The organism is Paenibacillus alkalitolerans, from assembly GCF_016482785.1.
In the GTDB taxonomy this organism is placed as follows: Bacteria; Bacillota; Bacilli; order Paenibacillales; family YIM-B00363; genus Paenibacillus_AE; species Paenibacillus_AE alkalitolerans.
Map to the genome: position 1 here is coordinate 48658 of NZ_JAEMXM010000014.1, position 26066 is coordinate 74723.

The 26066-nt window shown below is 49.3% G+C and carries 18 protein-coding genes and 1 pseudogene; 16 read left to right on the plus strand and 3 right to left on the minus strand.

Going from position 1 to position 26066, the window contains the following annotated elements:
• Positions 1–36: 36 nt before the first annotated feature.
• The 11 genes from JET16_RS19780 (at position 37) to JET16_RS19830 (ending at position 13612) form a co-directional block, all read left to right on the plus strand.
• Positions 37–396: a hypothetical protein gene (locus JET16_RS19780; RefSeq protein ID WP_199619357.1), complete on the plus strand. Its 360-nt coding sequence runs from the start codon at positions 37–39 to the stop codon at positions 394–396.
• Between the two features lie 202 nt (positions 397–598).
• Positions 599–1762 carry a sensor histidine kinase gene (locus tag JET16_RS19785; RefSeq protein ID WP_325176736.1) on the plus strand — a complete coding sequence of 388 codons (1164 nt, stop codon included), beginning with the start codon at positions 599–601 and terminating at the stop codon, positions 1760–1762.
• A complete protein-coding gene (locus JET16_RS19790; protein ID WP_199619363.1) occupies positions 1755–3173 on the plus strand; it encodes a response regulator in 1419 nt (472 codons plus the stop codon). The genes JET16_RS19785 and JET16_RS19790 overlap by 8 nt, the downstream gene beginning before the upstream one ends.
• 241 nt (positions 3174–3414) lie before the next feature.
• Positions 3415–4374, plus strand: coding sequence for an ABC transporter permease (locus JET16_RS19795; protein ID WP_199619366.1), 960 nt, complete (start codon positions 3415–3417; stop codon positions 4372–4374).
• Positions 4375–5250 (plus strand): carbohydrate ABC transporter permease, encoded by an 876-nt coding sequence (locus tag JET16_RS19800; protein ID WP_199619369.1) that lies wholly within the window; start codon positions 4375–4377, stop codon positions 5248–5250.
• Positions 5251–5313: 63 nt separating this feature from the next.
• Positions 5314–6966, plus strand: coding sequence for an extracellular solute-binding protein (locus JET16_RS19805; RefSeq protein ID WP_199619372.1), 1653 nt, complete (start codon positions 5314–5316; stop codon positions 6964–6966).
• On the plus strand, positions 6923–8209 hold the full coding sequence (locus JET16_RS31245; protein ID WP_233531934.1) for a glycoside hydrolase family 28 protein: 1287 nt from the start codon (positions 6923–6925) through the stop codon (positions 8207–8209). The genes JET16_RS19805 and JET16_RS31245 overlap by 44 nt, the downstream gene beginning before the upstream one ends.
• Positions 8210–8383: 174 nt before the next feature.
• A complete protein-coding gene (locus JET16_RS19815; protein ID WP_199619376.1) occupies positions 8384–9673 on the plus strand; it encodes an alpha-L-fucosidase in 1290 nt (429 codons plus the stop codon).
• A 292-nt stretch (positions 9674–9965) separates the two neighbouring features.
• Complete coding sequence (locus tag JET16_RS19820; RefSeq protein ID WP_199619378.1) at positions 9966–10928, plus strand: ABC transporter permease; 963 nt, start codon at positions 9966–9968, stop codon at positions 10926–10928.
• Positions 10929–10944: 16 nt separating this feature from the next.
• The gene (locus JET16_RS19825) at positions 10945–11844 is read left to right on the plus strand and encodes a carbohydrate ABC transporter permease (RefSeq protein WP_199619380.1); all 900 of its coding nucleotides are present in this window, start codon (positions 10945–10947) and stop codon (positions 11842–11844) included.
• Between the two features lie 103 nt (positions 11845–11947).
• Positions 11948–13612, plus strand: a complete 1665-nt coding sequence (locus JET16_RS19830) for an extracellular solute-binding protein (protein WP_199619396.1) — start codon at positions 11948–11950, stop codon at positions 13610–13612.
• A 70-nt stretch (positions 13613–13682) separates the two neighbouring features.
• Here the strand turns inward: JET16_RS19830 and JET16_RS19835 are convergent, their stop codons facing one another.
• Entirely contained in the window at positions 13683–14516 is an 834-nt protein-coding gene (locus JET16_RS19835) for an AraC family transcriptional regulator (protein WP_233531935.1), read from the minus strand.
• 311 nt (positions 14517–14827) lie between these two features.
• On the opposite strand from JET16_RS19835, the gene JET16_RS19840 reads away from it, so the two are divergent.
• The 4 genes and pseudogenes from JET16_RS19840 to JET16_RS19855 all read left to right on the plus strand — a co-directional run bounded on the left by JET16_RS19840 (position 14828) and on the right by JET16_RS19855 (position 18765).
• Entirely contained in the window at positions 14828–16912 is a 2085-nt protein-coding gene (locus JET16_RS19840; protein ID WP_199619402.1) for an RICIN domain-containing protein, read from the plus strand.
• Positions 16913–17091: 179 nt separating this feature from the next.
• Positions 17092–17532 (plus strand): annotated as a pseudogene (locus tag JET16_RS19845) (glycoside hydrolase family 95 protein); the annotation flags it as partial.
• A gap of 50 nt (positions 17533–17582) precedes the next feature.
• Positions 17583–17813, plus strand: a complete 231-nt coding sequence (locus JET16_RS19850; protein ID WP_325176737.1) for a glycoside hydrolase family 95-like protein — start codon at positions 17583–17585, stop codon at positions 17811–17813.
• A 37-nt stretch (positions 17814–17850) separates the two neighbouring features.
• A complete protein-coding gene (locus tag JET16_RS19855; protein WP_199619408.1) occupies positions 17851–18765 on the plus strand; it encodes a glycoside hydrolase family 43 protein in 915 nt (304 codons plus the stop codon).
• Between the two features lie 67 nt (positions 18766–18832).
• Here JET16_RS19855 and JET16_RS19860 read toward each other — a convergent pair whose 3' ends face one another.
• Positions 18833–19702: an AraC family transcriptional regulator gene (locus JET16_RS19860; protein ID WP_199619412.1), complete on the minus strand. Its 870-nt coding sequence runs from the start codon at positions 19700–19702 to the stop codon at positions 18833–18835.
• Positions 19703–19840: 138 nt separating this feature from the next.
• On the opposite strand from JET16_RS19860, the gene JET16_RS19865 reads away from it, so the two are divergent.
• Positions 19841–22510 carry a family 78 glycoside hydrolase catalytic domain gene (locus JET16_RS19865; RefSeq protein ID WP_199619420.1) on the plus strand — a complete coding sequence of 890 codons (2670 nt, stop codon included), beginning with the start codon at positions 19841–19843 and terminating at the stop codon, positions 22508–22510.
• Between the two features lie 491 nt (positions 22511–23001).
• Here JET16_RS19865 and ppdK read toward each other — a convergent pair whose 3' ends face one another.
• Positions 23002–25707: a pyruvate, phosphate dikinase gene (gene ppdK / locus JET16_RS19870; RefSeq protein WP_199619422.1), complete on the minus strand. Its 2706-nt coding sequence runs from the start codon at positions 25705–25707 to the stop codon at positions 23002–23004.
• Positions 25708–26066 lie beyond the last annotated feature (359 nt).

Below are 26066 nucleotides of genomic sequence, written 5' to 3' on the forward strand. Positions count from 1 at the left end.
GAGCAAATACCTTCTCCGTTAAGAGGTTGTGATCGTATGGGTTACCTGAGACAATTGCCGATCCGAGTCCAATTGTCCATGCTGCTTTTGCTTATCATCGTTATTGTCATTTTTATCATTTTCACCGATTATTCCAAAGCGGCGAGAGTCGTGGAAAAGAAAAACAGCGAGCACTTCTCGGAAACGATCTCGCAGATGAACCAGACCCTGTACTCCAATACCGATGTTGTAAAGCGACTGCTCCAGAATATATCCTATAACTCGTCCATTGTCCAAAAGTATTTGAATGAGACCGATCCGGCGGCAAAATTTTCGGAGTACACAGCTAAAAAGCTACATTTCAGACATGATCGGGATGAAGGACGGCATCGTCGATATTGCGCTTTTGAGCAATAATGGCGTTCACTTCAACACCAACGGCGAAATCAAGAATCTGCTCCCTTTCAAGGACGATATACCGAAAAAAAGATTGTTTTATTTTTTAGGACTCAAAACTCTCCCTATAAATTCTGAAAACCGAAATGTTTTTATCGCGGGAACTCACGTTTATTCAACGATTGACTTTAACAACGACAAGGAGATCGGAACCTTGCTGATTGTGCTGGACGCCAACGCGTTAATGGGTTCTCCGCATCAAGCGATGCGCTCCGGCGGAAGTAAAATATATATGGTGGACCGCAAAGGCACTTTGTTTTATTCCAATGATGAGTCGGCCAGAATCGGAAGCGCCTACAAGCAAATCGAATCTTCAGAAAATGATACGGAGTATTTCGTTCAGAGAGGTCCGATTCCCGATATCGAAGGGGAAATCATCGTAAAGCTGCCGCGAAGCGAGCTTCTGAGCGGTATTGAGGATATTCGCAAACAAGCTTTTTTGATTTTTCTTACTTCCCTGCTTTTGTTAACCGTTCCATACTTGGCTGTAATCAACAACATTGTCCAGCCTTTGAAAAAGTTAATGCAGCTCATGAACGAAATCAAATTGGGAAAATTGAACAACCTCAAAAAGCGGATCCGTCTCCAGGGGTATGCGGAAATCATCGTTATGGCCGACGATTTCAACCAGATGCTGGATGAAATCGACGACTTGACTCATCGGCTACTGGATAGCCGGACTAAACTCTACGAGTCGGAATTGGTCAAAAAGCAGTCCGAACTGGCGTATTTGCAGAGTCAAATCAACCCTCATTTTCTATACAACACGCTAGAGTCGATCAAAGGAATGGCAGCGGAGGAAGGGGCGAACAACATTTTCAATATGACAAAAGCATTGGCTCTGGTATTTCGCTACAGCATCAAAGGAACGGACAGAGTACCTCTTCGCGAGGAACTGAAGATCATCGAAAGTTACATCGATATTCAAAAAATCCGTTTTGGAAGCCGTTTGGGGGCAGAGTACCGGTTTCCTGAAGAAATACTGGACTGCAAGGTTCCGAAGATGATTCTTCAGCCGATCGTGGAAAACGCGATTTTCCACGGGATCGAACCCAAAGTCGGAGAAGGTTTGTTGCGGCTTGAAGGATATCTTTCCGAGAATGTGCTTCATTTATCCATCAAGGACAATGGAGTGGGCATTGCGGACCAAAAGCTTATTACCCTCATGAAAAGCGATGATACGACAGCCGGAATCGGTTTGAAAAACGTTAACAATCGGATCAAGTTGACCTATGGGAGCGAGTATGGCGTTCGACTGAACAGTGAAGCCGGAAAGGGAACCGAGGTCGTCATCATGATGCCAGCCGGGAGTGAATCCGATGTTTAAAGTATTTCTTGTAGATGATGAAGAACTGGTAATCAAGAGTCTGAAGGCAAGCGTGAACTGGAATCAATACGGATTTGAGATCGTCGGTTACGCGCTAAGCGGCGCCGAGGCGTTCGAAGCGATCGGGCAGCTGAATCCGGATGTCGTCTTTACCGATATTCGAATGCCCGGCATGAGCGGACTGGAGCTTATAAAAAATTTGAAGGATGCCGGCAACGGCGCGCTTCATATCGTCGTAAGCGGTTATGCCGAATTTGCGTTTGCACAGAAAGCGATGAATTACGGCGCGTTCGGCTATTGTCTGAAGCCGTTCGACGAGGCCGAAATTGCCGTTTACTTAAAAAAAGCGAAGTCGATTCTGGAAGAACGTGAAGGGTCCGTTCAGACGGATATTTTGGATCTTATTGAGGAAGAAAACGATCGTTCCAGAGAACGATTGCGCAAAGCGCTGTTATCTTCCGGAATCGATATGGAATCGGATGAGGGGCTCGGCGTCGCGGTTTCGATCGGAAACAACAAGCTGAAGCTTGACGGATGGAGAAGCTGCGTTACTCTAAGAATAGGTTTTGCCAAGCATGCTTATTTGTTTCGGATGAGCGATCATCATCGGTTATCTGCCGAGTTACAGGAAGCGGCTATGCATGGCATCAAAGGTGTCGGATTCAGCGGGGTCATCCATCGGGTTGACCGGATCAGGGACGCTATTCATTCCGCCGAAATCATGGCATATCAGTATTTTACGGCGGGAGCCAGGCTATCTGTCAAAGCGGACGGACTTCAGGAGAAAGCTCCTATCATTAAAAAACTGGAAGAAGCTATCGCCAGAAAAGATGGTTATCTCCTTCACGAACTGTTGGACGAACTGGGGACCTTATTTGAGAATGGACAATTAAACATCAAGCATGCTCTGATGGTCTACAATCGCATACAGTCCTTCAGACATCAGAGCGAAGAGGAACCTTTCGAAGATTATGTTTATTCCTATGAGAAGCTTACGAGCCTGTTTCGTACGGTCCAAGATATGTTGAAGCATTTGAAGGAGCTGCTGGAGGTTAAACATAATGCGGTTCATGAGCTGATGCTTTCCAAACCGCAAAACCGAACCTTCAAACCGATACTCGAATATGTCAACGATCATTTTTGTACCGATATTTCCATTCAAAGCATTTCAAAAGAGTTCAACTTAAATGCAAACTATGTCAGTCAATTGTTCAAGAAGGAAGTGGGGACGACGTTCACGGAGCATGTAACGAACCTCCGGATCGATTATGCCTGCAAGCTGTTGACCACGACGGATCTCCCTTTGAACGAAATCGCGGAGAAAGCCGGGTACGACGATTACTTCTATTTCAGCCGAATTTTCAAGAAAGTGAAGGGAATAACGCCCAGCTCGTATAGGGCTGCTCTATAAGAAAAACTTCTATCGAAGTACATTCAGAAATCCCGGTCGGGTCAAGGCCGGGATTTTGAGTTTCGGCGGATCCTTGCTGCATGGACAATACTTAGATGTACATGGACGAGGGTTAGCTTATCGAAAAATAAAACGTTTACAACTCATACAAATCGTGCAACTTTGCCTAAGAATCCTGTATGTTCGTGTCGAAAATTGTCTCTTAAAATAAATGTATAGAAAGAGACAGAGGTGAGACGAAATGAGAGACCATACGCAGCTTAGGCTTCATCAGGCACAGACCATACAGCAGTCACGGAGTCGACTGTGGAAAGAAATCGCAAAGCATAAGTACCTGTATGTTCTTGTTGTTCCAACCATTCTTTTTTACGTGTTATTTAGCTACCTTCCGATGTACGGAATTGTACTCGCTTTCAAGGAGTTCGACTATTCCCTGGGAATTACCGGGAGTCCCTGGATCGGTTTTCAAAATTTCGCGGATGTGTTCGCAAACCCGGATTTTTTGACCGCTTTTCGGAATACGATTTTGATTAGCTTCGGCAGGCTGATCATCGAATTTCCGGCGCCCATCATTCTTGCCTTGCTGCTGAATGAAATCTCCAAGGGCCGTTTGACGCGCGTGATTCAAACTGTCTTTACTTTTCCCCATTTTATCAGTTGGGTTGTCATAAGCGGAATTGTCGTCGGGATCTTCAGCAGTCAGGGCTTGTACAATCAAATTCTGTCCGTATTCGGCTTCGAGAGTCAATCTGTGCTGACGGATGGTCCCAGTTTTACGGCCGTGTTGTTCCTGTCTAACATATGGAAGGAGGCGGGGTGGTCGGCCATTCTGTATCTGGCTGCCATTGCGGGGATCAATCCGGAGCTGTACGAAGCGGCAGCCGTCGACGGAGCGAATCGATTCCAGCAAATGAAGGCGATTACATGGCCGGTCGTGAGATCGACTGCGGCAGTTCTCTTGATATTGGCCGTAGGCAATATTATGAACGGCGGGTTCGATCAAATCTTTAATTTGTACAACCCTGCCGTATATAACTATTCGGACATCCTGGACACATTAGTGTATAGAAGCGCATTTCAAGATGCTACCGGATTCGGTTTCTCGACAACGGTCGGATTTTTGAAGTCCGTTATCAATTGCGCCTTGCTTTTCGCCGCTAACTATTTCATTAAAACCGTCGCAAAGGAGGAGGGGTTGTAAGTGAAAAGAGGACCTAGTCTCGCCAACCTGATTATCACTCTTTTTCTTAGTTTCCTTTCGCTCGTTGCTTTGTTCCCTTTCTACCAGACGCTGATGCTGTCCTTCTCTACCCTTCACGATGCCGGGTCGAATCAATTGTTTCTGTATCCGAAAACTTTCGACTTGGCGGCCTACAAGTTTTTATTTGCGGAAGGCAAAGTCACACGGGGGCTGCTCATATCCGGCATCGTGACCGTAGCGGGAACCGCTGTCAGTCTGATCGTAACGTCGGCCGGCGCTTATGCTTTGTCGAAGAAATCGTTGCCGGGCAGAAATATCATTTTTGGCTTGATCATTTTTACGCTGTTCTTTAACGGAGGGCTGATTCCGTACTTTCTAACCTTGCAGAAGCTTCATTTGCAAAACAGTCTGCTTGTCATGATCTTTCCGTTAGCCGTGAATACTTTTTACCTGATCCTGATGAAAAACTTCTTCAATACGATTTCCCCGGCTCTGGAGGAGTCGGCCAAGATCGACGGAGCTAATGATATCACGATTCTGATACGGATTGTCGTCCCCGTTTCCATGCCCATCATTGCGACGATGACCCTGTTCTACGCCGTGGACCGCTGGAACGAATGGTGGCTTCCAACGATTTTCATTAACGACACCAAATTGTATCCGCTTCAATTGGTCTTGCGGAATGCATTAACCAACTTGAGCGCATCGGTTGGAGGCGCAGCCGCCGAGACGCTGGCGCGAGGAACGCAGAATGCTTATGAAGGTTCCGTACGGGGCGCCTTGATCGTGATTGCGATCGTGCCAATCCTTCTGGTTTATCCATTTATCCAGAAGTATTTCGCAAAAGGAATCATGATCGGTTCGATCAAGGGTTAAAGGGTTAATAGTAGCGAAGCTATTATTATATAAGTTTTGCACAAAAAAAAGGGAGGATTATGCATGACACACAAAAGTAAGAAACCGATTTTGCTGGCCGTCTGCTTGCTGGTTTTGGCCGCGGTATTTGCCGGATGCGGCACCGCCAAGAATGATCCGGCCGCTTCTTCCAACGAGCAGCCTGCTTCCGAGTCCGCAAGCGAATCCCCTGCTGCTGAAGATCCGTTTGCCAAGCATCAGGAACTCAGTGTTGCGATTTGGGGCATTCAAGACGGATTCGACAATCCGGAAGCCAAGAATGACACGATTTTCAATGATATGACAAAGAAATTCAATATTACTGTGAAACCGGTCCAGATCACCTGGAACGACTGGCAGGAGAAGCAGAAAGTGTGGGCTGCATCCGGTCAATTGCCTGATATTTTCGCGAATGCGCTTGCGACGGACAACCGCGCCTTGTACAGCACGTGGGCCAAACAAGGCGTAATCAAAGCGCTCCCGGAAGACCTGAGCAAATATCCGAATATCGCCAGGGTTATGGAGCTTCCTGCCGTGAAACCGCTGACGGTGGACGGTAAATTCTATATGGTGCCGCGGATGGGCTTCATCACGGATGGCAATGCGGGGGTTATGGACCGGCCGATCCTGTACCGCAAAGATTGGGCGGCACAGGCCGGGTATACATCCGATCCGAACAGCTACGAGGAATTCGTCGCGATGGTCAAAGCGGTCATGAAGCAGCGTCCCGGAATCACAGGCATTGCGATTAATAACAAGGATTATCTCCTGACCCCAATGCTCGGAAGCTTTCCGGAATTGGCGAGCATGAAGGATTCTTGGGTGAAAGAGGACGGGAAGTGGATCCCTTCTTTCGCTTCAACGAAAGCTCCCGAGGCCGTCAAACAGGTTTGGCAGCTTTATCATGAAGGTCTTCTGGATAAGGATTTCGCGATCCAGAAAGATGCGGACGGCCTTCTCAAATTTGTGAACGGGCAAGCTTTTATCTCGCTCGGAGGAAATATTGGCGCCAATATCGAGGCTTTTGTGAAAGCCAATCCCGACGCTAAAGTGTCGGATATCGGATTCATGCGCATTTGGCCGGCGGCGGATGGGAATCGTTACAACTTCGGCGTAACGCCATACTGGTCCGAGACGTTCTTCAGCAACAAAATGGACGACGAGAAATTCGACAGAGCGCTCCGATTGGTTGATTATATGATGTCCGAAGAATATTCCGCCCTTGTCAACAACGGTATTGAAGGCGTGGATTACAAGATCGAGGACGGTAAGGCGATTTCCTTGCTGTCGGCCGATCAAAATCTTGGAAAGAAATATCCGATCACCGCCGTTATCGGTTGGCTCGCATCATGGCACAGCGAATTCTCGGCGCAAGGCAAAAGAGTGATCAATGCCAATCCCGATTTGGCTGCATTTGATGCTATAACCAGTGAAACGTTCAATCGATTCAAGACCGAGAACAAACCGTCTCCAATCAACTTCGAGATCACGTTAATGTCCACTCCAGCCAAGGATAAGCTTGCCGGAGCACTTACGCCAAACAACGGCGGGATTGTAGATGAATTCTTCAATGTTATTCTGAAAAATGACGATCCCGTCGAATCGTGGAAGGCCGTAGTCAAATCCTACGACGCCAAAGGGCTGCAGGAAGCCATTGCCGAAGTCAACGCGAAAGCGCAAGAAATGGGCATTGAATAAGCACGGCTACAAGGGAAGTAACATCCTCAATACGGATGTTGCTTCCCAACTTCACAAAAATTCAAAAACGATGCCGTTGATTTCGGCAAAGGGCGATAATAAAGGAGTTGAGTGTATGTTTAAAAGTTCATGGTTTCACACAAGTAATATGAGGTCTAAACTGTTTTCCTTTCTGCTTGCGTTTGTAATCGCTTTCATTCCACTGGCGGCTAACTTTCCGTCAAAGGCTGAGGCGGCTACGACATTGCAAGTATATCCAGCTCCCGCGGGTATCCCCCTTAACGCCGACTATACCGTGCAAGTACGGGAACCGGGCGGAGTCTGGCAGGATCTGGATGAGTATCGAACAACTGTCGGCCATCCTACGAAATACAATGCTTCTTTTGTTTATTTCGATACGGACGGTCAGGTCGAGATGTCAGTGACCTATAACGCCGGAACGCTTACGTCGGCTCGAATTCGTGGTTTGAACACGGTGATTACCCCTAACATCAACGGCAATACGATGACATTTTCCATGTCTGGTCCTATGAAGCTCTCTGTAGAGGTGAACGGGGATATAAATAAGCATCTGATGATTTTTGCAAACCCTTTGGAAGTCAATCCTCCAAGCCCTAGCGACCCGAATGTCATTTATCTTGGTCCCGGTATCTATCAAGAGGACTATACCGTACCTAGCGGCAAGACGCTTTATATCGCCGGCGGAGCGGTCGTTCAAGGCGCCATTAATTTTGATAATGCCACTAATGCCAAAGTTATAGGCCGTGGTGTACTTGACCGTCCTGTGGGAAGAGCCATATCCGTTGACTATGCGAACCAAATCACGATTGATGGGATTATCGTTAATAATTACGGTAGTGGGAATAATGGCGGTTGCGCTATAAATGTCGGAAATTCATCCAATGTTCTAATCAATAACTTTAAAGCCTATGGCGTTAATAAATGGGGGGATGGCATAGATGTCTTTTCCTCTACCAATGTTACTATCAATGACGCATATATACGCAGTCATGATGATTCGGTCGCTGTTTATAATGCGCGCGCTAATGGCGGAAGAATCTGGTATGGCGATACCAAAAACAATATCCGCACTTGTCGGATATCCGAATATAAGCCACTTTTTCCGGGTGTTCAAGAAATATGCCGGTTGCACCCCAGGACAGTACCGGGAGATGTCGGGCGGGAAAGTGAAACACTAAATAGCGCAAACGGTGTTGCCGGATCGGTAATAAATAAACAGTAAGAGGAATAATGACATGATTAGAAGAGCAGCGGCCTTGCGCCCTGTTCTTTATTTCTTCTATTAACGTAATTTTGTTATACAGAATATAATATCTTATTATTTTACTTGAAAAGCAGGTGCTTTATACTAATGAAATAAAATAATTTTATTTTATACAAAGGAGTTTAACGGAACGTGTCAATTAAAAAATTGCAAGACGCCGAGCTTGCCTCCATGTTGAAAAGCAGCATTCGGCTGAAAAGCCGGGACGGCGTTGAGGCCCCCTGGCTGAACCTGAACGATGAGGACATGGAATGGTGGCGGGACGCCAAGCTCGGCTTTTTCGTCCATTGGGGACTTTATTCCATACTTGGGCGCGGCGAGTGGGCCATGTTCAACGAGAAAATTCCCGCCGACGAATATGCGAAGCTGGCCGGTCGGTTTAATCCGCAAAAGTGGAACCCGGAGCAATGGGCCAGCTTGGCTCAAGAGGCCGGAATGCGGTATTCGGTCATGGTCACCCGCCATCATGACGGCTTTGCGCTATGGGACAGCCCGGGCAGCTACGGACGGTTCGACAGCATGCATGCCGCCGCGAAACGCGATTTTGTTAAAGATTATACGGAAGCCTTTCGCAAAGCCGGTCTGCGGATCGGATTATATTATTCGCCGATGGATTGGCGGTTTCCCGGATACTTCAAGCCGAAGGAGCTGGCCGACAACGCGGCGTTGATGAAAGAGCAAGCCTATGAGCAAATCCGGGAGCTGACCACGCGGTACGGGACGATCGATATTCTCTGGTATGACGGCAGCTGGCTGGCTCATTCCGGAACCGACGCCGATGCGGCATGGTTCTGGGAGCCGGTAAAGTTAAACGAGACGGTAAGGAGCAGCCAGCCGAAATGCGTCATCAATCCGCGGTCCGGCTGGATCGGCGATTTCCAATGCGACGAAGGACCGCACGAGATTACCGGGAACATCATTCCCATCGATTGGGAGAAATGCTTCACCATCGCGTATCACTGGTCCTATGACCCGAAAGAAAGGGTCATGCCGCTTGAGGACATCATCAAAATCATGATCGATTGTTTTGTCCGCGGCGGCAATGTGCTGCTCAACGTTGCTCCCGATCCGGACGGGGAAATACCGGCAAGCCAAGTGGAGCGATTGAAGCAAATCGGCGAGTTTATGAAGAAAAACGGCGAAGCCATTTACGGAACGCGGTCGGGACCGCTCGAGCCGGTCGACCATATTTACGGCATGACCCGCAAGGGAAACCATCTATATTTGCATGTACAAAATATGCCGGCTTTTGACGGCATGGTTTTGCCGGCGCTTCCGCAGAAAATCGTACGCTGCCAATTGCTGGACGGCAGCGCGGTCCCTTTCGAACAAAATGAGCAGGGGATTTCCATCAAAGTTCCTAAAGAAAAATGGGAGCCGCTTGATACGGTTATCAAGCTTGTTGTAGAAGCAGGAGGCTGAAACTGGAAATGTCTAACCGGCCGATTGTTATATTTTGGACGGATATTTCCGTATGATGTCAATTTATCCAATCCATAAATAAATAACGTAATATCATTTTATAATTTATAATATACTTCTATTTATATCTTATAAATAAGTAGATTATAATACTATTAAAAAGTAATATTGATATAATGACAAAGCGAATGTGTTCAATCTGAAACGAATGCTTTGGGAAATGAAAACGTTATCAACAATAAAAGAGCGGGTGCTGTCGAAGCTTCGGTGTAGTGGAGGGGGTATTAAATACATGTCATCTAAGGGGGAAGCTGGATTGAATTCCACATTGCAGATCTCTGCGCCGAGAAAAAAATCTGTGCTGAAACAAATAAAAAGACACTGGCAGTTCTATTTGCTCATTATCGTGCCCATAGCGCTGCTCATCACGTTTAAATATGTTCCCATGTACGGCGCGACGGTGGCGTTTAAAAACTTCAGCATCGTGAAGGGCATCCTGGGGAGCCCGTGGGCCGGGTTCAGGCACTTCGATTATTTCTTCAACGGGCCTTACTTCTGGCTCATCTTGAAAAATACACTCATCTTGAGCTTGTACGGCCTGCTCGTCGGGTTTCCGATTCCGATCATCTTCGCTCTTGCGATGAATGAGGTTCGCAGCGCGATGTTCAAAAAGTTCGTGCAGTTGGTTACCTACGCGCCTCATTTCATCTCGACGGTCATTGTCGTATCGATGATGGCGCTGTTGTTCGCGCCGCAAATCGGCCTTGTTAACAATATTTTGGTACAGTTCGGCTTTGACCGAATCAATTTTATGGGCGAGGCGTCATATTTCAGATCGCTGTACGTCTGGTCCGACGTGTGGCAGAACGTCGGATTCAACGCCATCATCTATTTGGCGGCGCTCTCCGGCATCGATCCGACGCTGTACGAAGCGGCCAAGATGGACGGCGCGTCCAGGTGGCGGAAAATCATTCACATCGATCTTCCCGGGATCGCCCCAACCATCGTTATATTGTTGATTTTGGCCGTCGGAGGCATTATGTCCGTCGGTTTTGAGAAAGTGTACCTGATGCAAAATCCGATGAACGCGGATACGTCCGAAGTGATCGCGACTTACGTATATAAAGTCGGTTTGCTCAATTCGAACATCAGTTACGCGACGGCAGTCGGGTTGTTCAATTCCGTCGTCAATCTGATCCTGCTCGTCAGCGTTAACGCGCTGGCCCGGAGGGTCAGCCAAACGAGCTTGTGGTAAAGGGGGAGACGCAGACATGCAGACGAGTCGAACAATCAAAATCAAGGAGTCTCGCGGAGACCGGGTGCTGCTCATAGCCATCCATACCTTCCTTACGCTGTGCTCTCTGGTTGTGCTTTATCCGTTGATTTACATTCTCAGCGCTTCGTTCAGCAATCCTTTTGCCGTCATATCCGGCCAGGTATGGCTGTACCCGGTCGATTTTACGCTGATCGGATACGAGACGGTGTTTAAAAATTCGCAGGTGCTTGTCGGGTTCGCCAATTCGTTTTTTTACGCGACGGTCGGCACGTTGGTTGCCGTCACCGTCACCGTGATGATGGCTTATCCGCTGTCCCGCAAAACCTTCTACGGTCGAAATTTGCTCATGTTTTTGCTCACTTTCACCATGCTGTTCAGCGGCGGGCTGATCCCTTTGTATCTGGTCGTAAAGGACCTGAATCTCATGGATACCCGTTGGGCGCTTATTATCCCGAACGCGCTCGGCGTCTTTCAGATCATCATCGCCAGGACCTTCTTCCAGAATACGATTCCCGAAGAATTATCGGAAGCGGCTGAAATCGACGGCTGCAGCGATATGGGATTTCTGTTTCGCGTCGTGCTGCCGTTGTCCAAGCCGATTATCGCCGTCCTTGTGCTGTTTTTTGCCGTTGGACAATGGAACGCCTATTTCGATGCTTTGCTGTATCTCAAGGACAACGCCAAATATCCGTTGCAGCTTGTTCTTCGGAACATCTTGCTGCTTCAAACAACCGAAAATCCGACGAATATTTCGGAAACGATGAAGAGACAGGGTGTCGCTGAACTGATGAAATATTCTCTCATTGTCGTCTCTACCGTGCCGGTTCTTGTTCTGTATCCGTTTATTCAGAAGCATTTTGTGAAAGGGGTTATGATCGGCTCGCTTAAGGGATAGCGCTTATTCTTTAAAGGGGGTGAAGCCAGGCAAACAGCGGTGCAATTCACGATTATGGATCGAAAGTTAATTCCGTCATGAAATCAAACTGGGAGGTTCAAGAATGAAAAAGACATTGACCTTGATTCTAAGCATGATGCTTATAGCCGTTACGGTGCTTGCCGGATGCTCCGGCAGCAACTCCGCAAGCGAAAGCGAATCCGGAAACACGGACAATCCCGCACCGGCCGAAGAAGCGAACAAAGAACCCGTGCCGCTCACGATTTTTATGGCCGGCGATCCCGAGCAAGATTTTTCCAACAACAAATTTACCAAAGAGATTGAGGAAAAGCTGAATATCAAACTGGACCTCCAGGTCAACGGCGGCGAGGTCATTAAGGACAAGAGGCAGCTTGCCCTGACCAGCGGGGATTATGCGCACGTGTTCCTGTTGAACTGGACCGACTATATCTTGCCTGCAGAACAGATGAAGCTGGGACAGCAAGGCGTATATGTTCCGCTGAACGATCTCATCGAGGAGCATGCACCCAACATCAAGAGGCTGATGGAGGAAATCCCTTACTACAAAGCGGGTGTCACGGCTCCCGACGGCAACATCTACGCGCTGCCGGGCATCAACGAATGTTACCACTGCAGCTTCGGATCGAAAATGTGGGTCAACTCCGAATGGTTGAAAGCGGTCAACCTGGAGATCCCGAAGACAACCGAAGAATTCAAGGAAATGTTGCGAGCATTCAAAAACAATGACTTGAACGGCAACAAACAGAACGACGAGGTACCGTTGAGCGGATTTACCGGCGCTCGCGTATCCGCTCCGTTGATGAACGCTTTTATTTTCGACAAAGCCACCGGTGAATGCGGCGCGAGCTCTTGTTTCCTGATGGTCAACAACGGGAAGGTTGAGCTTACCGCCAACAAACCCGAGTTCAAAGCCGGATTGGAATATATCGCTTCGCTATATGCGGATGGATTGATCGATCCGGGCGCATTCACGCAAGACTTTAACGGTTACAGACAACTCGCCAATCGCGAAGACGTCGCTATTCTCGGTGTCGGGGTAGCCTTGCATCCGTATGTCTTCAACCCGCCCAGCAACCCGTTCAATACGCAGTATGTGCCGATTCCTCCGCTTACGGGACCGAATGGCGTTTCGTATACAGCGAACGGCACCGGAATCCCTGGCGGAGCTTTCGCCATCACCAACAAAGCGAGCAAAGAACAGCAAATCGCCGCGATCAAGCTGGCCGACTACATGGCTTCGGAAGAAGGTACGGTCCGGATGACGTTCGGGGAAGAAGGGGTCAACTGGGAGAATGGCGGCTCCGGGGATATCGATTTGAACGGCGAACAGGCTAAATACAAGCCGATTCCCAAGACGCCTGACGAGAGCAAAGCGCTCAACAACTCATGGGGCGAAGTCGGTCCTTTCGTCAAGACGAAAGAGTTCCGCGCATCCTGGGCTGTGGACCAAGATATGATGACGCCGGCGGGATACGAGCTCAGATTGTTCAAAGCGACCCAGCTCTATGACGGACACCAGCCGAAAGAAATGCTGCCCGACGGTTTGTTCATCGATCCGAATCTTGTCGATGAATATGGCTTGCTTGCCACCAATATCAACAAGTATGTTGAAGAAAGCATGATAAAGTTCATTACGGGCACCAGTAACTTCGGCTCGGATTGGGACTCATACGTCAGAGGATTTGAGAAATTGCAATTGAATCGTTATCTGGAAATTATCCAGACGGCATACGACGCATCGAAGTAATTTACCATGTAATGAAAACGGTTGAGCAGGGGACTAAACCTGCCTAACCGTTTTTTGTTTGTAACGGTATTCAATTGTAGTGCAATTTCCGAAAATCGCCCGGCGTGACACCTTCCATTTCCATAAAGATTTTGTTGTAATAGCTTACGCTGGGATAGCCGGAGTTTATTGCGACCTCCTTGATTTGCATATGCGGATCGCTTAGCAGCATTTGTTTGCTCATCTGGATCCGGCATTTCGTAATGTAAGAGAGCGGCGTCATCTTTGTTACTTTTTTAAACAGGCTGCAGAAGTAATTAGGTGTCAGCTTCGCCTTGTCCGCCCACTCCTCCAGGATAAAAGGAAGGTGGGCGTTCTTTTGCATCATCGGAAGCAGTTGAATGATCCGGTCAACGTTGTGTGTGCCCCTTTTATTGGAAAAAGGTATCGCATTACACATAAATTCAACGATCACGGCATAGGTCAGGGCGGAAATTTTGGCAGGCCGCAAAAAGTTGTTCGCTTGAATTTCATCAAGCAGTTCCAGCCACGCTTGCTCGAGCGGCCCGTTCTCTTTCATATACCAGAGGGACGATTCGTGAAAGCCTCTTTCCAGCATAAAGCTCGCCAAGGCGCTTCCGTTAAATTGCACCCAATAAATCTCCCAACGGTCGTCTTCCGATGTGTAATAGCGCATTCTTTGAAACGGCGTGTGGAGGAACACATCTCCTTGTTTTAAGGTGTAGACGGTCCCGTTCAATTCCAGATATCCCTTGCCGCCTATTACGAAATGCAAGCTGAAATCTCTTACCCCCGCATCGCGAGTGACATTATGTTCAAGCGGCCTGGTGTACTTTCCTACCGAGTCCGGAAAACAAAAAAAGTTATATTCGTCGAAGGCAGGCAGCATATATTGGCGGTACATCAAAAGAACCACTCCCATATAATTTGGTTATACTATCACATTAATTATTCGTGCTACTTATATCAATTATATAGGAAAATAAGCTTGAGAGGGAATAACGAAATCGTAACATTATTTTATTGTTTGGAAAATTGTGTTATTTTCTTCCTGATGAAGCATTTCTATAATCAAATGTAGGGCCGTTCTATAACTTGGCTCGAATGATCATTGCAACACAAAAAGGAGGTGCAACAGAAAGCGCTTACAGTTCACCGCCATTGCTGCGTCGAAAAACCGGTATGAGCACTGGGCAAAAAAAGGAGATGAATTTTATGATGAAGAAGATCTTAGCGTTTTCAATGATTTTATGCTTTCTGGCAAGCATGATAGGGAATGTTAGGGAAGGGCAAGCAGCTACAACCGGCCCCTTTGTACATCCTGGCATTCTCCACACACAGGCGGATTTCGACCGCATGAAGCAGATGGTTGAGGCGGGCACGGAGCCTTATTGGTCGGGGTTTGAAAAGTTGAAGAGCAGCCCGCTTTCAGCCTCCGGTTGGACCCCGCGCGCGACGGAGACGATCATTCGCGGCGGCGACGGCGACAATGTAGCCTTGTTGTACATCGATGTTGCCCGCGCTTTCCAGAATGCCATAAGGTGGAAGGTTACCGGCGATACGGCTCACGGCGATACGGCAGTTAACATTCTGAACGCCTGGTCGTCCACACTTAAAGAGGTCACGGGCAATGCCGACCGCTATTTGGCTGCCGGACTTTACGGCTATCAGTTGGCTAACGTGTCGGAGATTATGCGTGACTATCCCGGTTTCAATGTGGCACAGATGCAGGACATGTTGTTGAATGTATTTTACAAGCCTCTTAACGAGCGCTTCCTGATCGGCAATGAATTCGGCGATGATCACAACGGAGCATACATCCAAAATTACTGGGCGAACTGGGATTTGTGCAATATGGCGGCTACGGTTGCGATTGGCATTTTTACTGACCGCCGGGATATTTACAACATCGGAATCGAATACTTCAAACACGGTGCCGGGAACGGTTCCATCTATAATGCGATTCCATTCCTGCACCCCGACGGGCTCGCACAGTGGCAGGAGTCCGGGCGCGACCAACCGCATTCGGTACTGGGCATCGGGTTAATGGCTGCTACGGCTGAAATGGCTTGGAATCAAGGCGACGATTTGTATGGGTGGGCCAATAACCGTTTCTTGCGCGCAGCCGAATACGTTGCCAAATATAACAATGGGGGAGACGTACCGTTTTCGACCTACGAATGGGGAACCGGCGTAAACGGCGACGTTCGATGGCATACAGAGATTTCCAGCTCCGGCCGCGGTGATGCGCGACCGGTCTGGGAAATGATTTACAACCACTATGCAAACCGCAAGGGGCTGTCGGTGCCCAATATTGCCGCACGCGCCCAGATGTTGAGACCTGAAGGCGGTCCGAACGCACACAATAATCATCCTTCGACATTCGACCAACCCGGATACGGTACGCTTCTTTATACTCGGCCGGCCGGCAGCGGCGGAACCGCAACGCTTCATGACGGAAATATTCCGGACGGCACTTACCGTTTCATTGTGCGCCATAGCGGCAAGGCGATGGATGCTGCCGGGACAACAAACGGTGCAGCTGTTCATCAATGGTCCTATCATGGAGGAAGCAACCAGCACTGGACCGTGACCCATCTTGGCGGCGGTCAATACAGCGTTAGGAATGTGCAGAGCGGACGATCTTTGGATGTAGCACAAGCGTCTCATGATCATAGAGCCAAATTTCAATTGTGGAGCTATCATGGCGGGGACAATCAGAGATTTGCATTTATCCCTGTAGGCGAAGGTTATCACCGCATCACTCCTGTACACAGCAACAAACCGGCTGACGTGGACGGTGTCTCCACCGCGGATGGTGCCCTTATACAGCAATGGCGGTATGTTCTTGGCGGTAATCAGCAGTGGAAGCTCGAACCGGTATCGGTTAACGTTCGCTTACAATCGCATAACTTTCCGGACCGTTACGTACGGCACTTTGACTTTCGTGCACGGATCGATGCCAATGTTTCTCCGGTTCAAGACTCACAGTTCAAGATGGTTGCCGGATTGGCCGATACAAGAAGCGTTTCGTTCGAGTCGGTCAACTTCCCCGGGCGCTACTTGCGTGTCCGAACCAATGGAGAAGTATGGCTGGATTCGAACGACAGCACGACAGCTTTCGCGAATGATGCAACCTTCCGCCGCGTAGCGGGATTGGCGGATCCCCAAAAATCGTCCTACCAAATGTGGACGGATTCGACCAGATATTTGCGCCACTTCAATAATCTTTTGTATGCCCAAAGCGGGTCAGGATCGACGTTTAACGCCGACGCGACTTTTACTGAAGTCGCCCCGTAAACTAACATATGCAGGCGGAGCCGACCGGCAGTGGCAATTAATCAAACAGGAAGAGCAGCGGCCTTTTTGCCCTGCTCTTTTATATTAACGCAATTTCGTTATATACAAGATAATATTATGCTATTTTACTTGGAAAATCGGTGATTTATACTAATTGAATGAAATAAGGAGGGGCTGCTATGAAGCTGCAATACCGGACACCGGCCGGCGCCTGGACGGAAGCGCTTCCGGTCGGAAACGGCCGGCTCGGCGCCATGATTTTCGGCGGGGTGGAGAAGGAACGCATCCAACTGAACGAGGATACGTTATGGTCGGGATTCCCGAAAGATTGGAACAACCCCCGCGCGAAGGATGTGCTTCCGCAAGTGCGCCGGCTTGTAATGGAAGAGCAGTATGAGGAAGCCGACCGGTTGTGCAAAGAAATGATGGGGCCGTACACGTAATCGTACTTGCCCTTGGGCGACTTGTATCTCCAATTTGAACACGGGAATATTTCTGACGGGTACAAGCGGCACCTCGATTTGGAAGAAGGAGTCGCATACACGGAATACAATGTCGGCGGTGTGAATTATACCAGGGAAATATTCGCATCCCACCCGGATCAGGTTATTGTAGTCAAGGGTATATTGAGCTGCTTCCCGCGCTGCCCGACCGTTGGCCGGAAGGATACATCAAGGGCTTGCGAGCCCGCGGCGGATTTGAAGTAAGCGTCAGATGGGAAGGCGGCCGGCCGGTTGAAGCCGGGATTTTGTCGCACAAGGGAGAGAAATGCGCTGTGCTGTCGAGGCATCCGTTCCGAATTCTGGAAGGAGAGAACGCGATCGCCTCAGACGTATACAATGACGGCGTGCACCGGTTTCCGACTAAGCCGGGATTCAAATATTTGCTTGTTTTCGAATAACATCAGCGGTTGAGCGCACACGGGAGGATTATACATAATGACAGTTCATGAAGAGTACGCCGGATATTTGTTCGTCTATTTCACCGATAAGGGAGATTCGGGGGAGGAGGTGTATTTTGCTTTAAGCAAAGGAAACGACGCACTTCATTGGCAGGAGCTTAACGGGGGCGAACCGGTACTTGTTTCCCGCTTGGGGGAGAAGGGTTTGCGGGATCCTTTCATCACCAGATCTCCAGGGGGAGACAAATTCTACTTGATAGGAACAGACCTTAAGGTTCACGGCATCGGAGGCTGGGACCGCGCCGTAACGAAAGGAAGCAGGTCCATCATGGTTTGGGAGTCCGCGGATTTGATCGATTGGTCCGATCAAAGAATGGTGGAAATCGCTCCTCCGGATGCAGGGTGCGCATGGGCGCCGGAAGTTTTTTACGATACATCGTCGGAACAATATATCGTATTTTGGGCGTCTACGCTTCCTGGCAAAGAACAGGAATCGTACCATCGCATGTTGTATGCGAAAACAAATGATTTCGTCACCTTTACGTCCCCGGAAATATTTATGGACTACGGGTACTCCGTCATAGATACGACCATAATCGAGCATCGGGGCAAAATATACAGATTTTCAAAAGGCCGCAATGTGATTCAGGAAGCGGGGAATTCGTTCTTTGATGCGAACTTTGCCATAATTAATGAAAACATTGAAGAGAAATTCATGACCCGGGGCGAAGGACCGATCGTGTTCAAGTCAAATACCGAAGAGAAATGGTATTTATTTATTGACGAATTTGGATTAAGAGGGTATCTGCCGTTGGAAACGACGGATTTGGATTCCGGCGTATGGACGATGCCGAAGCATTATTCCTTGCCGCCCAAACCGCGCCACGGAACCGTAATGCCGGTCACAAGTTCCGAGTACGACAGATTGATGGAAAAGTACGGCAACAAATAAACATAGATGTGCGTCATTGGTTAGGCAATTCATGATAATTGTCTAACCTTTTTTTATCAAAAATGAATCACGATCTGAAGTGCTTGCGATACGACATCGGAGATTGACCGACGATTTTTTTGAATACCGCATTGAACGAGTCGATATCGCGGTATCCGACGAGCTCGGCAACGGTCGTAATTTTATGCTCGGTATTACGCAGCAGCTCGCAGCTCTTATTCACGCGTACATTTTGCAGATAGGAACCGAAGGATTGGCCGGTGTGCCGAACGAATTTTCGCTGCAGATGCCGACTGCTCCACCGGGACATTCGAGCCAGGTCAGTCAGCGTAATCGCTTCGCTTATATTATTTTCAATATATTGGATAACTTGCGAGAAGTCAGCGGCTTCAGTGATAGATTTGTCGACGTCCCCGTATTTCTGCCGGTATACTTTGACAACCAATTGGCTCAAGAGCGTATGCAGCATCGTCGTGGAACCTATACCGGGAACGGATAACTCGCGGTACATATTCTGCATTAATCCCTCAATTGAGCCATCGGAGTCGAATACCGAGTAGTAGGTAGAGCCGCTGCCGCCAAGCGACGCCAGATGCTCTCGCAAAGGCAAATCATGCAAGAAGAGAGACAGGCGGTCCATCATCTGCGCATCGAACAGGCAGTTATAGACAATCAGCGGATCCCTGAGGGAATCGTACGAAGACGGGCGAAACACATGGGGGATGCCGACGGGTATCACGAACAGCATTCCTTTGCGAACGGGAATCTTTTCTTGCACGATGTGGTGAAAGCCGCTTCCCTCGGATACATAGCAGTACTCGATAAAATCATGCGAGTGGAAGGGAACCAGGAAGTCTTCCGTGTAGCGGTTGACCAGTACATGCAGATTGTTTTGCAGAAAAGTCTCGCCCTTGAACAGTTGAGCCGCTTGCTTCAATCGAGTTCCTCCTCCGGAATTTATGGCATGAACGCAGGGGTAATATGTCCTTATTGCCGGGTGAATCTAAGGGCATTGCAGCTATAATTATAGGGCAAGAACGAATATATATCCATAAAGCGAGGTCATCCCATCCCTATGTTCGCTGTGACAAAGCTCCGCTGCGAGTATAAAGAAAATCCGATCGGAATCGATATAACCGTACCAAGGATCAGTTGGCAGCTGCTGTCGGACAGCAGGGACTGCGTCCAGTCGGCTTATCGAATCCAGGTTGCGGAACAACCTTCCTTCCAAACTGTTTTATGGGATTCGAAGAAGGTGGAGTCTTCGGAGTCTATCCATATAGAATTGGTTGGGCTTCGTCCGGAAGCACGCACGCGCTACTACTACCGTGTTCGGGCGTGGATTGGAGCGGGAGTGGAGTCGGACTGGTCTGAGACGGCCTTCTTTGAAACGGGACTTATGGATGCAAGACAATGGAAGGCCGAGTGGATCAGTGCACCGCTTCAACAATTCCCTCCCGATTCTGAATCTTGCCCGCAGCTTCGCGCGTTTGTCGAGGTGAAAGATAAGATCTCCAGCGCAAGGATTTACGTAACCGCTCTTGGATTATACGAGCTTGAGTTGAACGGCAAGCGCGTAGGGGATCACTATTTTACTCCGGGATGGACGAGTTATGGCAAGCGGCTGCAGTATCAAACCTACGATGTGACTGCTCTTCTGCAAGAAGGCACGAACGTGTTGGGCGCTCTGCTCGGCAACGGCTGGTACAAAGGCTATCTGGGGTGGCAGAACCATAAGGAAATGTACGGCTCTCGGACAGCTCTGCTGTTAGAGCTTCACATCCGGTATGAAGATGGATCTGAGGAGTGCCTTCTGTCCGGCCAAAGCTGGCAAGCTGGGGAAAGTGCAATCCGAATGTCGGATATTTATATGGGAGAACGATATGATGCGCGATTGGAACGTGACCTTTCCGATCGGTCGCAAGCCGGGTGGTATCAGGTTGAGGTTATCAACCGGTCCAAGGATATCATTGTTGCTCAGGAAAATGTCCCCGTGATGCAAGTCGATCGTCTGAAGCCGAGAGCATTACTGACAACTCCGGAGGGCGACCGTGTTCTTGACATGGGACAGAACATGGTAGGATGGCTGAAATTTACCGTGCAGGGTGAAGCCGGGCAGACGGTAGAATTGGAGCATGCGGAAATATTGGATCGGGACGGGAACTTCTATAGGGATAACTTACGGCGCGCGGAGCAGCGCATAAGCTATACGCTGAGAGGCGGAGAAGCGGAAACGTTCGAGCCTCACTTCACGTTCCAAGGGTTCCAATATGTTAAACTTGCAGGTTTCCCGAAAACCGTACGGCTGGAGGATTTCACGGGAATGGTCATTCATTCGAATATGGACCGCACCGGTATATTTGAATGCTCCGAACCGCTGGTGAACCGTCTGCATCACAATATTCTGTGGGGGCAAAAAGGCAATTTCCTGGATGTGCCTACAGACTGTCCGCAGCGGGACGAACGGCTGGGCTGGACCGGCGATGCCCAAATGTTTATCCGCACCGCCTCGTATTTAATGAATACGGCACCTTTCTTTACCAAATGGTTGCGGGATTTGAAGGCCGATCAAACGCCGGAAGGCGGCATCCCATTTTATATTCCGAACTTATCGGAATCGTTCTCCTCCGGCTGGGGGGAAACCAGCCATTCCTCGGCAGCATGGGGAGACGCGGCCGCGATTTGTCCCTGGACGATCTATGAGATGTATGGTGATAAAAGGCTGCTTGCGGAGCAATACGATAGCATGAAGAAGTGGGTTTCGTATATTTACGAGCAGGGAAGCAATCCTTACCTTTGGAATACCGGCTTCCACTTTGGAGATTGGTTGGCGCTCGATTCGAAACCGGACAGTTACATCGGAGCTACGGATCGCGACTATATCGCCACCGCCTTTTATGCGTATTCGGTCGAGCTTACATTGAAAGCTGCAAAGGCGCTTAACAGGTTGGAAGATGAAGAGTATTACCGTGAATTGCATAGCAAAATCGTTGATGGGTTTCATAGCGAATTCGTCACGCCTTCAGGGCGGCTGTCCGTACCCACCCAAACCGCGCAAGTATTGGCGCTGCGCTTCGGTCTAGTCAAGGGAGCGGCTAAGGAGCGGGCGGTCCGCAAGCTAACGGAACTGCTGGCCGAGACAGGCGATCATCTGACGACCGGATTCGTTGGAACGCCGTATCTGAATCCCGTGCTAAGCGAGACCGGGAACAATGAGCTTGCCTACCGGCTGCTTTTCCAAACGGATTACCCGTCATGGCTCTATCAGGTGACGAAGGGGGCAACAACAATCTGGGAGCATTGGGATGGCATTAAGGAGGACGGCAGCTTCTGGAGCGCGGACATGAATTCCTTCAATCATTACGCTTACGGCGCAATTGGCGAGTGGCTTTATCGTTATGTCGCCGGGATCGCTCCTGACGAATCAGAGCCTGGATTCAAAATTGTCCACATAAAACCGCAGCCGGGTCCGGTTCTGAATTGGGCGGGTGCCCGGCTTGAAACGATGTACGGCAGCGTCGCTTCCTACTGGAAGCGGTCAGAAGATGGAGAGATGGAAATAAGCGTCACTATACCGGCAAATACGAGCGGAATAGTAGTCCTGCCGGAGGCGAAGCCGGAAGGATTGCTGGAGAGCGGTGCTCCCGCTAATCAGGCGGAAGGCTTACACGGGATGCAGGCGGCAGAAAACGGTGTGCGTCTGACTCTGGGGTCCGGTAGTTACAGGTTTACGTACCGTCCATAACTTCCGTACGAAGGTCATCCGGAAGGCGATATGAAACTCTGCTAGCTGTCCTGGGAATATAAAAACGGGCAAAACGGCGTTCGTATCCGGCATTCCGCCGGAAACGGCGCCGTTTTTCTTGCGTCCAAACGAAACGATCCTTCCATTGACAATCTGCGCATCGCTTACGATGTCGACTGAGGACGGGAGAGGACAACATGCTCAGAATTGTAAACCGGATGAAAATTATCCATAAATTAATCCTCATGATGCTGCTGCTCACTGCGATCGTATGCGTATACAACGTATACAAAACAACACCAGCGGAGCCACGCGGTCTTTGGGCTCCGCTTAATAATTTTTCGTGACATCTTGTGACGTTCCCTTTTTCCGTAAAAAAACCTCCCCGTTCAATCGAGGAGGAGAAAAAAAGGTTATAGCCTTACTTTATGGGATAAATCTTATCATTTTGTGATCATTGTTTTATTTAATTTGAAAGGAAATTAATGCAATTATCCGCGTTCGATAGCGAAACCGACTAATGCTTTCTCGCCGCTCTCGGTTTGGCGCTTATCGCCGGCGCTTCCATGTTCGATGAACGCTTGTGCCGCTGCGATCCGGGCAAGCGGGATGCGGTACGGGGAGCAGCTGACATAATCCAATCCGGTCCGGTGGCAGAAGGCGATCGATTGTTTATCCCCGCCATGTTCCCCGCATATGCCTGTTTTTAACGCGGGCTTGACGGACCTTCCGGCCGTTGCGGCCAATTCGATCAATTGACCGACGCCATCCTCATCCAGAACTTGAAAGGGGTTTTGAGGCAGCACTTTCAGATCCGTATAGTGCGTCAAAAATTTCCCTTCGGCGTCGTCGCGGCTGTAACCGAATGTCAATTGGGTCAGGTCGTTCGTTCCGAACGAAAAGAAATCCGCATGCGCGACAATTTGCTTTGCGGTAAGCGCCGCTCTCGGCACTTCAATCATCGTGCCTACCTTATAAGGACATGTACGCATCCCCTCTTTGCCGAGCACTTGCTCCGCAACAAAGTCGACCAGATTGCGCAATATTTTCAGCTCGTTCTCATGGCCGACAAGCGGAATCATGATTTCGGGCATTACCGCGCTTCCTTCGTTTATGCAGCGGGAAGCCGCTTTGAAGATCGCTTCGATCTGCATATCGTAGATTTCCGGATAGACGATCCCGAGCCTGCATCCCCTTTGTCCCAGCATCGGGTTCGTTTCGTGCAAACAACGGACTGTTCGGATTAGCTTCCGAATTTCCGACTGTTCCTCTTCCATTATGCCCTGTTCGTTTAACCGCTGCTGAAGCTCGGCTATATTCGGCAAAAATTCGTGCAGCGGCGGGTCCAGTAACCGGATCGTCACCGGCAGCCCATCCATCTCCCGAAACATGCCTTCAAAGTCGGATTGCTGCATGGGAAGCAGTTTCTGCAGCGCTTCCCTGCGCTCTTCCGCCGTATCGGCCAAAATCATTCGCTGCATGACCGGTAGACGGGACGGTGAGAAAAACATATGCTCCGTCCGGCACAGCCCGATTCCTTGCGCCCCCATTTTCCTTGCAATCTTCGCGTCTTGAGGATTATCGGCATTCGCATAAACCCGAAGCGTTCGAATCTCGTCCGCCCACTCGAGCATCTCCAGCAGCTCGGCCGTCATCTCGGCTTCCCTAAGCGGTATGCTGCCAGAGATAACCCGGCCGGACGCCCCGTCCAGCGTAATCCATTCGCCTTCTTCGAGCACGCGGCTTCCGATTGTCATCATCTTTTCTTCAGCTTGAATGAGGATTTCTTCGCACCCGCATACGCACGGCTTGCCCATTCCTCTGGCGACGACAGCGGCATGGCTTGTCATGCCGCCGCGGCTTGTCAAAACTCCTTCCGCGGAAAGCACCCCGTGTATGTCTTCCGGCGTCGTTTCCGGCCGGGCTAAAATAACCGCTTTACCCGCGTTTGTCCACTGTACCGCCGTATCGGCGTCAAAGACGAGTTGGCCGACGGCTGCACCCGGCGACGCGGGAAGCCCCGTCGCGAGCAAATCGTTCACGGCGCTTTCTTCGATTCCTCTGTGCAGCAATTGATCCAGATGGGAGGGCTCGATTCGCAATAACGCTTCGCGCTTGGACAGCAGCCCTTCGTACACCATTTGAACGGCGATTTTCAACGAAGCTTGAGCGGTCCGCTTGCCGCTGCGGGTTTGCAGCAGATATAATTTATTCGCTTCGACCGTAAATTCGATGTCCTGCATATCTTTATAATGCCGCTCCAGCCGCTTGGCAGCCTGAAACAGTTGGTCGTAGATTTCCGGCATATCCGTCTTCAGAGCGTCGATCGTCAGCGGCGTTCGAACGCCTGCTACCACGTCTTCACCCTGCGCATTGATCAAATATTCTCCGAAAAAAGTATTTTCCCCGGTCGACGGATTTCTTGTGAATACGACACCCGTTCCGGAATCATCGCCCATATTTCCGAACACCATGCTCTGGATATTAACGGCCGTTCCTTGGGAATCCGGAATATTGTTAATTTTGCGGTATACTTTCGCTCTCGGATTGTGCCAGGACTTAAATACGGCTTCTACCGCCAGTTTCAGCTGCTCGGTTACATCTTGCGGGAAGGGGCGGCCCGATTTCAGGATAAAAACTTGTTTATAGTCCGAGATAAGCCGTATCCACCCGTCGGCCGTAATGTCTTGATCGTGCTTCGCGCCCAGCTCTTTCTTCAATTGATGCAGCAAATGCTCAAAGTGGCGGGAATCGATGTCCAGAACGACATTGCCGAACATCTGCATCAAACGGCGGTAGCAATCGTATGCAAACCGCGGATTATTCGTCAGCGAGGCGAGCCCTTCAACCGTTTCATCGTTCAATCCGAGATTCAAGATCGTGTCCATCATGCCCGGCATCGACGTGACCGAGCCCGAGCGGACGGAAACAAGCAGCGGCCTTGCGGGGTCTCCGTACCGCTGGCCTTTTTCCTTCTCCAGCCGCTGCAGCGCTTCGAAAATTTGCCGGGATAAATCATCGGAGATGAAATTTCCTTGTTCAAAATAATGCAGACAAGCCTCTGTCGTAATCGTGAACCCCGGAGGAACGGGAAGCCCGATTCGGGCCATCTCCGCAAGATTGGCCCCTTTGCCGCCCAATAGCGGCTTCATGCGGCCGTTGCCTTCTCTGAATGAAAACACTTGCTTCGGAATCATCGGCTGTATCCCCTTTGTCAAATAATACATACTAATATTAAAAATAATACACCATAATTCGAAATTTTGGCAATATGTGACCACAAATATTTATTAAAAGTTGCGAAATTTGGATAAATCGCTTTAATAGTATGTCAAATAAAATATAATATGACGCGCTATATAAGTTGTACCGATAACCGAATGCAGAATTTATTCTGACCTCGGAGTATCGCGAATCGTATACAAAGCAGCTTGTATGTTGAATTTGAAATGAAGTATAAATCGGCGGGGGCATCAAAAAAGTCGTTGATGAAATCGCGGATATTTCTCAGGCGTTTAAGTACGGGGGGACTATGTCGAACAAGCAAATGATATTC

Coding starts and splice junctions, on each gene's coding strand:
- JET16_RS19780 (WP_199619357.1), top strand. CDS start 37: ATGGGTTACCTGAGACAATTGCCGATCCGAGTCCAATTGTCCATGCTG.
- JET16_RS19790 (WP_199619363.1), top strand. CDS start 1,755: ATGTTTAAAGTATTTCTTGTAGATGATGAAGAACTGGTAATCAAGAGT.
- JET16_RS19795 (WP_199619366.1), top strand. CDS start 3,415: ATGAGAGACCATACGCAGCTTAGGCTTCATCAGGCACAGACCATACAG.
- JET16_RS19805 (WP_199619372.1), top strand. CDS start 5,314: ATGACACACAAAAGTAAGAAACCGATTTTGCTGGCCGTCTGCTTGCTG.
- JET16_RS19820 (WP_199619378.1), top strand. CDS start 9,966: ATGTCATCTAAGGGGGAAGCTGGATTGAATTCCACATTGCAGATCTCT.
- JET16_RS19825 (WP_199619380.1), top strand. CDS start 10,945: ATGCAGACGAGTCGAACAATCAAAATCAAGGAGTCTCGCGGAGACCGG.
- JET16_RS19830 (WP_199619396.1), top strand. CDS start 11,948: ATGAAAAAGACATTGACCTTGATTCTAAGCATGATGCTTATAGCCGTT.
- JET16_RS19835 (WP_233531935.1), bottom strand. CDS start 14,516: ATGTACCGCCAATATATGCTGCCTGCCTTCGACGAATATAACTTTTTT.
- JET16_RS19840 (WP_199619402.1), top strand. CDS start 14,828: ATGATGAAGAAGATCTTAGCGTTTTCAATGATTTTATGCTTTCTGGCA.
- JET16_RS19855 (WP_199619408.1), top strand. CDS start 17,851: ATGACAGTTCATGAAGAGTACGCCGGATATTTGTTCGTCTATTTCACC.
- JET16_RS19865 (WP_199619420.1), top strand. CDS start 19,841: ATGTTCGCTGTGACAAAGCTCCGCTGCGAGTATAAAGAAAATCCGATC.
- ppdK (WP_199619422.1), bottom strand. CDS start 25,707: ATGATTCCGAAGCAAGTGTTTTCATTCAGAGAAGGCAACGGCCGCATG.